The following is a 13,121-nucleotide window of genomic DNA, read 5'->3' on the forward strand; positions in this document are numbered from 1 at the left end:
GCGGTCGCGGAGGGGCGAGGAGGTCAGCCGCCCCGCGGGGAGGGGAAGGCGCTCGGGCGGACCTCCTCCCGGTGGTGCCGGTCCCCGAGCGCCGGCGCCGCCTGCTGCGGCGCCGGGGGCCGGGCCGCCGGGACCGGCGNGGCNTGCCCCGGGCGCTCCGCCGCGACCGGGGGCCGGGCGGCCGGGGGACGGGTCCCGGCGCGGCGCGCCCCGTAGCGGCGGTGCACGGCCTGCTTGGTGACGCCCAGGGCCGAACCGACCGCGTCCCACGAGAAGCCGAGCGAGCGGTCGAAGTCGACGGCCGCGGTGACCAGGGACTCGACGCTGTCGCGCAGCTCCTGCGCGAGCCGGACGGTGGGGGCCGGGGCCCTGCCGTAGACGACGAAGCCCGTCGACGGGCCGGAGCGACGCGGGCGGTAGACATTGCCCAACTGGGCGGTGAGGGTGCGCAGGGCGTCCACCTGTCGGCGGACCCGCTCGATGTCCCGCACCAGCAGGTGCAGGCTCGCCCGGGCCTGGGCGTCGTGGGTTGCGTGGTCGGCCATCTACAAGCCTCTCGAACCGGCGTCGGAAAGAAACGGGCCGCACCCGAGGGCAGCCCCGTTCGGTCAATCTCCTTTGACAACGCGCCACCGTGGCCGGGGTCACGCGGCGGAGGCGTATCCGCATGTGCGCGGGGCGTGCGGGCACGCGTACGCCCCGGGGGGCCGGGCCCTAGACTGGTGCGCTGCCCGACCGCCCCGCGGCCCGGCCCGGCGGGCGCCTCCCGCCCCGACCCCGGCGCATCCCACGAACAAGCGAGGTAACACGGAGTGAAGCTCGTCTTCGCAGGCACACCCGAGGTCGCCGTCCCCGCCCTGGACGCCCTGCTCGCCTCCGGCCGGCACGAGGTGGCCGCCGTCGTCACACGGCCCGACGCCCCGGCCGGACGGGGCCGGCGCCTGGTCGCGAGCCCCGTCGCGGAGCGGGCCGCCGAGGCGGGCGTCGAGGTCCTCAAGCCCGCGAGCCCGCGCGACGGGGAGTTCCTCGACCGGCTCCGCGCGATCGCGCCGGACTGCTGCCCCGTCGTCGCGTACGGCGCGCTGCTGCCGAAGGCGGCGCTGGACATCCCGGCCCGCGGCTGGGTGAACCTCCACTTCTCGCTGCTGCCCGCGTGGCGCGGCGCCGCACCCGTCCAGCACGCGCTGATGGCCGGGGACGAGGTGACCGGGGCGTCGACCTTCCTGATCGAGGAGGGCCTCGACTCGGGCCCCGTCTACGGCGTCGTCACCGAGGAGGTCCGCCCCTCCGACACCAGCGGCGACCTGCTCACCCGGCTCGCCCTCGCGGGCGCCGGGCTGCTCGCGGCGACGATGGACGGCATCGAGGACGGCACCCTCCAGGCGGTGCCGCAGCCCGCGGAGGGCGTCACCCTCGCCCCGAAGATCACCGTCGAGGACGCCCGTGTGGACTGGGCCGCGCCGGCGCTCCGCGTGGACCGCGTGGTGCGGGGCTGCACGCCCGCCCCCGGGGCGTGGACCCTGTTCCGCGGCGAGCGCCTGAAGATCGTCCAGGCGGCGCCCGCGCCGGACCGCACGGACCTGGCCCCCGGCGAGCTGGCGGCCGGCAGGAACACCGTGCACGTCGGCACCGGCTCCCACGCGGTGGAGCTGGTCTGGGTCCAGGCCCAGGGCAAGAAGCCGATGCGCGCGGCCGACTGGGCCCGCGGCGTCCGCATCGCGCCCGGCGAGCGCCTCGGGGCCTGACGCCCGCGCCGGGCATCCGGGGGCCGGTCCGCGCGGGCGGCGTCCACGGGCGGGGGACTACCCTGGCGGGGTTGGACCCCTGTGGAAGCGGAGCACCTTTTGAGCGAGCAAGACCGTCGCCGTCCCCCCAGGCCGCACCGGCGCCCCCGGAAGGACCCGGCGCGCCTCCTGGCCTTCGAGGCGCTGCGCGCCGTGGACGAACGGGACGCGTACGCGAACCTCGTGCTGCCGCCGCTGCTGAAGAAGGCCCGCGAGCGGGACGGCTTCGACGCGCGGGACGCCGCGCTCGCGACCGAGCTCGTGTACGGCACCCTGCGCCGGCAGGGCACGTACGACGCGGTCGTCGCCGCCTGCGTCGACCGGCCGCTGCGCGAGGTCGACCCGCCGGTGCTCGACGTGCTGACGCTCGGCGCCCACCAGCTGCTCGGCACCCGCATCCCCACGCATGCCGCCGTGTCCGCCACCGTCGAGCTGGCGCGCGTCGTCCTCGGCGACGGGCGGGCCAGGTTCGTCAACGCCGTCCTGCGCCGGATCGCCGAGCACGACCTCGACGGCTGGCTGGAGAAGGTCGCCCCGCCCTACGACGAGGACCCCGAGGACCACCTCGCCGTCGTGCACGCGCACCCCCGCTGGGTCGTCTCCGCCCTGTGGGACGCCCTCGGCGGCGGCCGCGCCGGCATCGAGGACCTCCTGCGCGCCGACAACGAGCGCCCCGAGGTCACCCTCGTCGCCCGCCCCGGCCGCGCCACCCCCGCCGAACTGCTGGACGTCCTCGGCGAGGGCGCCGGAGAGCCGGGCCGCTGGTCGCCGTACGCGGTGCGGCTCGCCGAGGGCGGTGAGCCGGGCGCCATCGACGCCGTCCGGGAGGGCCGCGCGGGCGTCCAGGACGAGGGCAGCCAGCTCGTCGCCCTCGCCCTGGCCGACGCCCCGCTCGACGGCCCCGACGCGCGCTGGCTCGACGGCTGCGCCGGCCCCGGCGGCAAGGCCGCCCTGCTGGGGGCGCTCGCGGCCCGGCGCGGCGCCGCCCTCCTCGCCGCCGAGAAGCAGCCCCACCGCGCCCGGCTGGTCCGGCGGGCCCTGGCCGGGAACCCCGGCCCGTACGAGGTCGTCACCGCCGACGGCACCCGCCCGCCGTGGCGCCCCGGCTCGTTCGACCGGGTCCTCGTCGACGTGCCCTGCTCCGGCCTGGGCGCCCTGCGGCGCCGCCCCGAGGCGCGCTGGCGGCGCCGGCCCGAGGACCTGGAGGGCTTCGCGCCGCTCCAGCGGTCCCTGCTCGCCGAGGCGCTGAAGGCCGTACGGGTCGGCGGTGTCGTCGGGTACGCGACCTGCTCGCCGCACCTCGCCGAGACCCGCGCCGTCGTGGACGACGTGCTCAAGGGGCACGGGGGGGCGCAGGACACGGCCGCCGAGTGGATCGACGCGCGTCCCCTGATGCCCGGCGTCCCCGCGCTCGGCGACGGCCCCGACGTGCAGCTCTGGCCCCACCTGCACGGCACCGACGCCATGTACCTGGCCCTGCTCCGCCGCACCGCCTGACCGGTCCGTCCCGCGGGCCGGACGGAGGCGCGGGGGCGGAAGCCCCCCGCGGCGGGCCGCCCCGGCCCCCGGCGGAGCCGCTTCGGGGACCGGGGCGGAGGAACGGCCCCCGCGCATGGCAGTCTTGGCGCATGGCCCAGATCAACCCCAGCATCCTGTCCGCCGACTTCGCCCGCCTCGCCGAGGAGGCCCGGGCCGTCGAAGGCGCCGACTGGCTCCACGTGGACGTCATGGACAACCACTTCGTGCCCAACCTCACGCTGGGCGTGCCGGTCGTCGAATCGCTCGCCCGGGCGACCGGCACGCCGCTGGACTGCCACCTCATGATCGAGGACCCCGACCGCTGGGCCCCGCAGTACGTGGAGGCCGGCGCCGGATCGGTCACGTTCCACGTGGAGGCCGCCGCCGCGCCGGTGCGGCTGGCGCGGGAGATCCGGGCCAAGGGCGCGCGCGCCTCCATGGCGCTCAGGCCCGCCACGCCCGTCGAGCCGTTCGAGGACCTGCTGCCCGAGCTGGACATGCTGCTGATCATGACCGTCGAGCCGGGGTTCGGCGGACAGGCGTTCCTCGACGTCGTCCTGCCGAAGATCCGCCGCGCCCGGCAGCTGATCTCCAGGCACGGCCTGGAACTGTGGCTCCAGGTCGACGGCGGGGTCTCCGCGGACACGATCGAGCGCTGCGCCGAGGCCGGCGCGGACGTCTTCGTCGCGGGTTCCGCCGTGTACGGGGCCGACGACCCGGCCGGGGCCGTGCGGATGCTGCGCGACAAGGCCGACCGGGCGACCGCCTCCGCCACCTGGGCATGCGGACACTGAGCCACCTGCGGGCCACCGGGAGATGAACGCGAACCGACGGGACTGATCAGGGCTCACCGGATCTGCAAGGATGGCCGTCCGGAGTGCGAACGGCAGTAAGGAGAGCGCGGTGTCTGCGATGTCGGCGGGACGTCCGGCCCTGCGGATGGGACCCGCGGAGCTGGTGCAGGCGGCGGCCATGGCCCGCCGCTTCTACCTCGAGGGGAAGTCCAAGATCCAGATCGCCGAGGAGTTCGGCGTCAGCCGCTTCAAGGTCGCCCGCGTCCTGGAGACGGCCCTGGAGAGGGACCTCGTGCGGATCGAGATCCGCGTGCCGGCGGAGCTGGACGCGGAGCGGTCCGACGCGCTGCGGGCCCGCTACGGCCTGCGCCACGCCGTCGTCGTCGAGTCCCCGGCCGAGAGCGAGGAGGAGTCGCCCGACCCGGAGAACCTCGGCGAGGTCGCGGCCGACCTGCTCGGCGAGCTGGTGGCGGAGGGCGACGTCCTCGGGCTGGCCTGGGGCCGGTCCACCATCCACATGGCCGCCGCCCTCGACCGGCTTCCGCCGTGCACGGTCGTCCAGCTGACCGGCGTGTACGACGCGGGGACCGCCGAGCGCGGCTCGGTCGAGGCCGTCCGCCGCGCCGCCCAGGTCTCCGGCGGCGAGGCGCACCCCATCTACGCGCCGATGCTGCTGCCCGACCCGGCCACCGCCGCCGCGCTGCGCCACCAGACCGGCATCGCCCGGGCCTTCGAGTACTTCGACAAGGTCACCGTCGCCGCGGTGTCCATCGGGTCCTGGGAGCCGGGCGTGTCCACCGTCCACGACATGCTCAGCGACGAGGAGCGCGCCCACTACGCGTCCCTCGGCGTCGCCGCGGAGATGTCCGCCCACCTCTTCGACTCCTCCGGCCGCCGCGTCGGACGCGACCTCGGCGAGCGCTGCATCACCGTCGAGGCCGACCGGCTGCGCCGCATCCCGGAGGTCGTCGCCATCGCGGGCGGCGCCCGCAAGGCCGCGGCCATCGGCGCCGTGCTCCGCTCCGGGCTGGTGACCAGCCTCGTCACGGACACCGCCGCCGCCGACTACCTGCTGACCGAGTCCGAGCCGGGTCCGCGGCCCGCGCTGGAGCGCTTCGACCCGGACCGCTGAACCGGCCCGCCCGATCGGAGGAAGCCACCACGGCGCCCCGCCCGGTCCGGAGGTTCCGCCCAGGGGTGAGCGCGCGCCGGCGTGGGAGGATGAAGTACGTGCGTTTTCGCCCCGGCTGAGATGCCCGGGGCCGGCTCCGAACGACTGGGATGTTCAGCACGTGCGTTTCCTCAACGACCTCAAGCCGCCGTACGACCTGACGTACGACGACGTGTTCATGGTGCCCAACCGCTCGGCCGTGGGCTCCCGCCAGGACGTCGACCTCGCCGCCCCCGACGGCACCGGGACCACCGTCCCGCTGGTCGTGGCCAACATGACCGCCGTCGCGGGCCGCCGCATGGCCGAGACGGTCGCCCGCCGAGGCGGCCTGGTCGTCATCCCCCAGGACATCCCGATCGACGTCGTCGCCGACGTCGTCTCCTGGGTCAAGGGCCGCCACCGCGTCCTCGACACGCCGATCGTCCTCGACCCCGCCCAGACCGTCGCCGACGCGCTGTCGCTGATCACCAAGCGGGCGCACAACGCCGGCGTCGTCGTGGACGCCGGGCACCGGCCCGTCGGCGTCGTCACCGACCGGGACCTGACCGGCGTCGACCGCTTCACCCGGCTGGCCGAGGTCATGTCGAGGGACCTGCTGCTCCTCGACGCGGACATCGACCCCACCGAGGCGTTCGGCACCCTCGACCACCACAACCGGCGCTACGCGCCCGCCGTCGACGCCGAGGGCCGCCTCGCGGGCATCCTCACCCGCAAGGGCGCCCTGCGCGCCACGCTGTACAAGCCCGCCGTGGACGACCGCGGCCGGCTGCGGATCGCCGCCGCCGTCGGCATCAACGGCGACGTGGCGGGCAAGGCCAAGCAGCTCCTGGACGCCGGGATCGACACGCTCGTCATCGACACGGCCCACGGCCACCAGGAGTCGATGATCAACGCGATCCGCACGGTCCGCGGCCTCGACCCGCGGGTACCGGTCGTCGCGGGCAACGTCGTCGCCGCCGAGGGCGTCCGCGACCTCGTCGAGGCGGGCGCGGACATCGTCAAGGTCGGCGTCGGGCCCGGCGCCATGTGCACCACCCGCATGATGACCGGCGTCGGCCGCCCGCAGTTCTCCGCCGTCCTGGAGTGCGCCGCCGAGGCGCGGAAGTACGGCAGGCACGTCTGGGCCGACGGCGGCGTCCGGCACCCCCGCGACGTGGCCATGGCACTCGCCGCCGGCGCGTCCAACGTCATGATCGGCTCCTGGTTCGCCGGGACGTACGAGTCGCCCGGCGACATCCAGCAGGACGCCGACGGCCGCCTGTACAAGGAGTCCTTCGGCATGGCCTCCGCACGCGCCGTGCGCAACCGCACCAGCGAGGAGTCCGCCTACGACCGGGCCCGCAAGGCGCTGTTCGAGGAGGGCATCTCCACCTCGCGGATGTACCTCGACCCGGCCCGCCCGGGCGTCGAGGACCTGATCGACTCGATCGTCGCCGGCGTCCGCTCCTCCTGCACGTACGCGGGTGCCGCCTCGCTGGAGGAGTTCGCCGACAAGGCCGTCGTCGGCGTGCAGAGCGCCGCCGGCTACGCCGAGGGCAAGCCGCTCCACGCCAGCTGGAACTGACTCCCGGGGCCGACGGGCCGTCCCCGCGCAGGCGCCGGGGCGGCCCGTCCCCGTCCCCGCGCAGGGCTCACCGGCGCCGGGCGGGGGACGAGGGGAAACGGCAGGTGTATCCGGCGCGCGACGGGGTAGGCGCGCCTCCGGCAATGCCGAGACGAAGGGAGGGTGACGTGCCCACGGCGACCACGACCCCGACGGAGACGACGGCAGCCGCGGCGGCCCTGCCGCGGATCCCCGACCCGACCGGGGTCGCCCCCCAGGACGCCAAGGAGCTCTCGAAGCAGTTCTTCGCGCGGCTCGCGGCCCTCGAGGAGGGGACCGGGGAGTACCAGTACGTCCGCAACACGCTGATCGAGCTGAACCTGTCGCTGGTCAGGTACGCGGCCGCCCGGTTCCGCAGCCGCGCCGACCAGATGGAGGACATCGTCCAGGTCGGCACGATCGGGCTGATCAAGGCCATCGACCGGTTCGAACTCAGCCGCGAGGTCGAGTTCGCGACGTTCGCCATGCCGTGCGTGATCGGTGAGATCAAGCGGTTCTTCCGGGACACGAGCTGGTCGGTCCACGTGCCCCGGCGCCTCCAGGAGCTGCGCATCGACATCGCCCGGGCGACCGACGAGCTCTTCCAGGAGCTGGACCGGTCGCCGACCGCCGCGGAGCTCGCCGACCGCCTCGGCGTCGGCGAGGACGAGGTGATCGAGGGGCTGGTGGCGGCCAACGGGTACACGGCCGCCTCGCTGGACATGCCGCTCGACGACTCGGGGGAGCCGGCGTCGGCCACCCTCGCGGACCTGGTCGGCGAGGAGGACCGCGACATGCGGCTGACGGAGGACGTCCAGGCGCTCAAGCCGATCGTGGAGCGGCTCGACGACCGGGACCGGGCGATCCTGCGGATGCGGTTCGTCGAGGAGCTGACCCAGGCGGAGATCGGCAGGCGGCTCGGCGTGTCGCAGATGCACGTGTCGCGGCTCCTGACGCGGATGACGGCGCGGATGCGCGAAGGGCTGCTCGGCGAGAACTGACCGGCACGGCCCGCGGAGGACCGCGCCGGCGCCGGGCCTCAGGAGGCCCTGGCCCCCGCCCGGTCCACCAGGTGCGGTACGGGTTCCGACACGCCGGGACGCGCCCGCCGGCGGTACTCTCTCTCGCCGCCGCCCGTGTCCGTCCGCCGTTCCGCCGAGGTCCGCCACCGGTCCGCCCGCCGGTCCGCCGGGGCCCGCCACTCGGCACGGACGGTCTTGCCCGCCGCCCCCGGGCGCACCTCGACCCGGTCGGCGAGCTGCTGCACCAGTCGCCAGCCGAAGCCGCCGCCGCCGCCGAAGTCGGGCCGGCGGGCGGAGGGCCGGACGGGGCTGGTGTCCTCCAGCTCCAGGACGAGCCGCTCCTCCCGGACGCGCAGCCGCAGGCGCCACCCGCCGTCGGTGTGGTGCAGCGCGTTCGCCAGGAGCTCGGTGACCACCAGACGCACGGCGGTCAGGTCCGCCCAGGGGCAGCGGTCGGCGACGAAGCCGGTGACGATGTCCCTGACCTCGGCGCTGTCGACGGTACGTGAGTCCAGAACAAGCACGAGCGCCTCCTTCCCCTCATCGCGTACCCCTCCCCACCGACTTCAGTACGCCTCACGGGCACGCCGGACCACCAGGGCCACCGTGTCGTCCGGATGGAGGATCACGGTGTGCATCTCCTCCGCCAGGGCGCCGGGCACCTCCGCCATGGGCAGGTGCCGGTGGCGCCGGGCCGCCTCCGCGAGGCGCTGCTCGCCCTCCTGCGGGTCGCGGCGGCTCTCGGTCAGCCCGTCCGTGTACAGCACCAGCAGGTCGCCGGGGTCCAGCCGGTCCCGCAGGAGCACCTCGCTGCCGGGCAGCGGGAAGCCGACGCCCCGGCCGGCCGCCTCCAGGAACCGGGTGGTGCCGTCCCGGCGCACCAGCAGGGCCGGCGGGTGGCTGCCGTTCGCCAGGCACAGCTCGCCCGTGCGCGGGTCGATGCGCACCACCTGCACCGTCGCCATCAGCTCCTGGTCGAAGGCGGCCAGCGCGTCGGCGGCCCGGGCGACCAGCGTCCCGAACTCGTGGCCCTCCAGCGCCAGGGTGCGGACGGCGTGGGTGACGTTGAGGGCGCCGCGGGTGCTGGTCAGGCCGTGGCCGAGGGCGTCCACGAGGGTGATGTGCACGGTGCCGTCGGGCAGCGTGAACCAGTCGTACAGGTCCCCGCCGGTCGGCGCGTGGCTCTCGGCCGGCTCGTAGCGCACCGCCATCTCCAGGCCGGGCACCTCCACCGGCGGCGGGCGCAGCGCGTCCTCCAGCTGCCGCAGCATCCGGCCGTGCGCCCTGCGCAGCTGCTCGTCGCGCTCCTCCAGCTGCACGTACAGGGCGAGGACGCCGCTGTTGGTCTCGGCCAGCTCGTCCTTGAGCCGCCGGTGCTCGCGGTCCAGGCGGTCCAGGCGGTCGGCGAGGAAGGCCGCCTCCTCCTCCAGCAGCGCCACCGGGTCCGGCGCGTCGCCGCCGCCGTCCGCCGCGGGCTTTGGCAGGGGGACCGTCCAGGCGGCCCCGGCGGGCTCGGGCAGGGCGGGCANGGGGAGGTCGTCCAGGGAGGCGGGCGGTTCCGCGCGCTCCGGCAGCGACAGGCGCACCGTCAGGGCCGCCGCGGCCCCGCGCGGGGGCGGTACCACCTCCAGCGAGACGGCCCGCCCGGCGGCCAGCTCCGCCGCCGCGAGGCGGCTCGCCGACAGCACCAGCCGGGAGCGCAGGTCCGGGGCGACGCCGGCCCGGTGCGCCGCGCGGCGCAGGGCCGCGCGCAGTTCGTCCAGCGAGTGACAGGTAGTGGACTGGGCTCTCATGGGTTTCCCGGGTTCGGGGCCACGGCCAGCGCGGTGACGTCGTCCCGCGCCGCCCGGTACTCGTGGGCCAGTACGACGGGGAGCANNGGGGNGGGGAGGCGGGTGAGCCGCGGTTCGGGCGACCGCGCCCAGCCGCCGTCGACGCCGTCGCTGTGCAGCAGCAGCGTGCCGCCGCGCGCGTCCGGCAGCCGCCGCGCGACCGGGTCCGGCATGTTCCAGCCGACGACCCCGGGCTGCGCGCCGAACCGGTGCCGCACGCCCTCGGGCCCGACGACGTACGCCCGCACGTTGCCGACGGCGCAGTGCTCGACCACGCCGTCCGGCGCCCGGCGCAGCAGGCCCACCGCCGCGCCGCGGGTGCTCCGCAGCGCCTCGTGCAGCGCGCCCATCAGCCGCGGCAGCGGCAGGCCGGGGGAGCGGCGGAACACCCGTGCGGCGAGTTCCGCGGCCTCGGCGGCGGCGGGGCCATGCCCCAGGCCGTCCGCCACCGCGGCGGTCACCGTCCCGTCCTCCGGCCCGACCTCCACGGCCCAGGCGTCGCCGCACGACGACTCGCCGTCGACGGGCAGCCGCAGCGTGCCGACGTCCGGCAGGGCCTCCCGCGCGCCGTCCGGCGGCCCGGGGAAGGGGGCGCGCAGCCGCGCGCAGACCGCCGCCCCGCCCCCCGGCGCTGCCCGCAGCACGAAGTCGTCGGCCAGGTGCCGTACGGCCTCCAGGCCGGGCAGGGGTCCCGCGACGTGCGCGCCGGCCGGCCACCGTCCCGGCCCGCCGGGGTCCGGCCCGTCCCCGGGGCCGGGGTCCGCGCCGACCGCGACGATGTCCAGCCCGTGCCGCAGCGCCGGCGGCTGCACGTACACCGCGCTCCGCGCGAAGTGCCGGGCGAGGACGCGGGCCAGCTCGCCGGCGCACTCGGCGGCCCGCTCCGGCAGCGCCCCGGACAGCCCGTGTTCCAGGGCCGTCCGGCGCGCCGCGCGGGCCGCCGGACGGATGCCGCCGTCGCCGCCGCCGTGGACGCCGACGCGGACGGTCACCGGTCGTTCCACCGCGTCACCACCACCGTCGTGCCCCGGCCGGGGGCGGTGCGGACCTGGAAGTCGTGCATGAGCCTGCGGGCCCCGCCCAGGCCGTGGCCCAGACCGCTGCCGGTGGTGAAGCCGTCCTGGAGCGCGGCCTCCACGTCCGGGATGCCGGGGCCCTCGTCGCGGACCGTCAGCCGCAGGCCGCGCCGCCCTCCCGGGGCCAGCAGCCGCACCTCCAGCGTCCCGCCGCCGCCGTGGACGTAGGCGTTGCGCGCCAGTTCGCTGGCGGCGGTGACGACGCGGGTCTGGTCGACGATCCCGAACCCCGCCTCGACGGTGGCCGCCCGCACCGCGTGCCGGACGGTCAGCAGGTCCTCCTCGGACCGCACCTCGTACCGCTGGCACCGGCCCTCGCCGGCGTCCGGCGCCGCGTACCCCGGGACGGGGTCCGGGAGCGGCGCGGCGGCCCACCCGCCGTCGGGCCGGGACCGGGGCCGTCCCACCCGGGGGCCCGCCGCCGGGGCGTCGCCCGGCGTCACGGCCGGTCCTCCCCGGGAGGGCCGGCCGGGTGCGGCATCCGCTGCCACCCCAGGGCGGTCAGCCCCTGCTCGGCGTTGAGGGCCGTCTCCACGCCCGTCAGCTGCAGTCCGAGCTCGACGAGGGTGATCGCCACGGCCGGGCGCATCCCGGCGACGATGACCCGCGCGCCCAGGAGGCGCGCCATGGTGGTCAGCTCCATGAGCGTCCGCGCGACGAAGGAGTCGATGACCTCCAGCCGGGAGATGTCGATGAGCACGCCGCGTGCGCCGTCCGCCGCGATGCGTTCGGTCAGTTCGGCGGTGAAGGCCAGCGCCGAGGCGTCGTCCAGCTCGTTCAGCAGGCCGGTCACCAGTACGTCGCCCAGCCGCAGGATGGGCACGCCCGTGGGGCGGGGCGGCGTCACGGAGTCACCGGCCGGTCGTGCGGGGCGGCCGGGCCGGCGCCGACGGCGGGCTGGTCGGTGAGGCGGATGGCGGCGGCCAGGGCGTCCGCCAGGGTCGCCCGGGTCAGGATCGTCGACAGGTCGATGCCCAGCTGGGCGATGGTCTGCGCGATGGGCGGGCGGATGCCGCTGATGACGCAGTCGGCGCCCATCAGCCGCACCGCGTTGACGGTGTGCATCAGGTGCTGGGCCACCGCCGTGTCGACGGTGGAGACACCGGTGATGTCGATGATCGCGACCTGCGTCTCGTTGTCCTGGATCGCCTGGAGGAGGCTCTCCATGACCACCTGCGTCCGCGCGGTGTCCAGCGTCCCGATGAGCGGGACCGCCAGCACGTGCCGCCACAGCCGCACCACCGGCGTGGACACCTCCAGGAGCTGCCGGCTCTGCCGCTGGATGACCTCCTCGCGGCCCTCCACGTACGTCTCGAAGGACAGCACGCCCGCGGCGTCGAGGACCCGGTTGATCAGGATCGCGGCGGAGAACAGCTCCGCGGAGTCGCGCGTGGTGTGCTGGACCGCCGTCAGCAGCGCCTCCTTCAGCGACAGCACCGCGAGCGAGGTCGCCGTCGGCGAGGCTCCCGCGCGGGCGCGGCGCAGCGAGAGCTCTATCACCGTGCGCCGCAGGTCGTTGCGGGAGGCCACCAGCCGCTCCACGGGGACGTCGCTGGCCAGCCCGGCGGCCAGCGCGGAGATCAGCAGGTCGGCCTCCTCGCGGACCTCGTGCTCGCTCATGTCCGTGCTGAGCACGGCCTGTTCCAGCTGGAGCCGGACCCAGCGGTCCGCGATCTCCTCCTCGCGGTCGCGCAGGGCCTCGCAGAGCCGGTCCCGCACACTCGATTCGCTGGTGTTCACATGTACCTCTCGCATCCGACGGTGGGGAGGCCCCGGACGCACGCCGCGAACACGCCCCCGGCGCACGGGACTTGACCGGGCTCCCAGGCCTTCGTACCACGCGGTCGGAATCGTAGGGTCCGGTGGCCGCGAGCGCGAACCGCCGTGGACCGTGCCACGTGCCGCCGCGCCGTTCCGGTGCGCCCCTACCCCTCCGCGCGGTCCCCATGCCGGTCCGTCCCCCGGTCGCCGTACCCGGGGCCGGCGCCGCGGTCCGGGGCGAGGCCGTGCGCGCGCACCGCGTCCGCGACCGCCGCCGCCGAACGCCCGAATGTGTCGATTCATGCGGCAGCGCGCAATGTTCTCCCGTCTGTTCCCGAAGAGCGCAATGATCCTTCGTGGATGCGCAACAACACTGCATTTCAGAATGCGAAGCTCTCCCCGTAGGCTCGGGGCCCGTACCCGGAGTGGCGGTGTCCGCCGGCTCGGCGGTCCCTCCTTCCCTCGGGCTTCCCCGTACACCGCCGCCGGTCCCCGCCGCACCCTCGACCGCAGCGATGAAGGAGCCCCCGCAGTGCTCGACCAAGGCGTAGCCCCACCGGCTGCCGAGCCCCCCGCCCCGA

General features: G+C 76.1%; 11 protein-coding genes and 1 pseudogene. 6 read left to right on the forward strand and 6 right to left on the reverse strand.

Annotated elements, in window-relative coordinates; all coding sequences use genetic code 11:
- Positions 1-144: 144 nt before the first annotated feature.
- Positions 145-545, reverse strand: a pseudogene (locus MW084_RS21250) (hypothetical protein); the annotation flags it as partial.
- A gap of 267 nt (positions 546-812) precedes the next feature.
- Here MW084_RS21250 and fmt point away from each other — a divergent pair.
- The 6 genes from fmt to MW084_RS21280 all read left to right on the forward strand — a co-directional run bounded on the left by fmt (position 813) and on the right by MW084_RS21280 (position 7,850).
- Positions 813-1,745, forward strand: a complete 933-nt coding sequence (gene fmt, locus MW084_RS21255) for a methionyl-tRNA formyltransferase (protein ID WP_010468831.1) — start codon at positions 813-815, stop codon at positions 1,743-1,745.
- 99 nt (positions 1,746-1,844) lie between these two features.
- Positions 1,845-3,281 carry an RsmB/NOP family class I SAM-dependent RNA methyltransferase gene (locus MW084_RS21260; RefSeq protein ID WP_010468830.1) on the forward strand — a complete coding sequence of 479 codons (1,437 nt, stop codon included), beginning with the start codon at positions 1,845-1,847 and terminating at the stop codon, positions 3,279-3,281.
- 131 nt (positions 3,282-3,412) lie between these two features.
- On the forward strand, positions 3,413-4,096 hold the full coding sequence (gene rpe / locus MW084_RS21265; protein ID WP_010468829.1) for a ribulose-phosphate 3-epimerase: 684 nt from the start codon (positions 3,413-3,415) through the stop codon (positions 4,094-4,096).
- A gap of 118 nt (positions 4,097-4,214) precedes the next feature.
- Entirely contained in the window at positions 4,215-5,228 is a 1,014-nt protein-coding gene (locus tag MW084_RS21270; protein WP_010468828.1) for a sugar-binding transcriptional regulator, read from the forward strand.
- A 160-nt stretch (positions 5,229-5,388) separates the two neighbouring features.
- On the forward strand, positions 5,389-6,831 hold the full coding sequence (locus tag MW084_RS21275; RefSeq protein WP_010468827.1) for a GuaB1 family IMP dehydrogenase-related protein: 1,443 nt from the start codon (positions 5,389-5,391) through the stop codon (positions 6,829-6,831).
- A gap of 167 nt (positions 6,832-6,998) precedes the next feature.
- The gene (locus MW084_RS21280; protein WP_010468826.1) at positions 6,999-7,850 is read left to right on the forward strand and encodes an RNA polymerase sigma factor SigF; all 852 of its coding nucleotides are present in this window, start codon (positions 6,999-7,001) and stop codon (positions 7,848-7,850) included.
- Positions 7,851-7,888: 38 nt separating this feature from the next.
- On the opposite strand, the gene MW084_RS21285 is transcribed toward MW084_RS21280, so the two are convergent.
- The 5 genes from MW084_RS21285 to MW084_RS21310 form a co-directional block, all read right to left on the reverse strand.
- Positions 7,889-8,395, reverse strand: a complete 507-nt coding sequence (locus MW084_RS21285; protein ID WP_010468825.1) for an ATP-binding protein — start codon at positions 8,393-8,395, stop codon at positions 7,889-7,891.
- Between the two features lie 42 nt (positions 8,396-8,437).
- Positions 8,438-9,399 (reverse strand): PP2C family protein-serine/threonine phosphatase (locus tag MW084_RS21290; protein WP_275563742.1); only part of this gene is annotated, 962 nt, incomplete at its 5' end.
- Between the two features lie 1,292 nt (positions 9,400-10,691).
- Positions 10,692-11,222: an anti-sigma regulatory factor gene (locus MW084_RS21300; protein WP_010468819.1), complete on the reverse strand. Its 531-nt coding sequence runs from the start codon at positions 11,220-11,222 to the stop codon at positions 10,692-10,694.
- Complete coding sequence (locus MW084_RS21305; protein ID WP_010468818.1) at positions 11,219-11,626, reverse strand: STAS domain-containing protein; 408 nt, start codon at positions 11,624-11,626, stop codon at positions 11,219-11,221. Before MW084_RS21305 ends, MW084_RS21300 begins: the two co-directional genes overlap by 4 nt.
- A complete protein-coding gene (locus MW084_RS21310; RefSeq protein ID WP_010468816.1) occupies positions 11,623-12,519 on the reverse strand; it encodes an STAS domain-containing protein in 897 nt (298 codons plus the stop codon). The genes MW084_RS21305 and MW084_RS21310 overlap by 4 nt, the downstream gene beginning before the upstream one ends.
- Between the last annotated feature and the right edge of the window lie 602 nt (positions 12,520-13,121).

The organism is Streptomyces sudanensis (assembly GCF_023614315.1).
GTDB lineage: Bacteria > Actinomycetota > Actinomycetes > Streptomycetales > Streptomycetaceae > Streptomyces > Streptomyces sudanensis.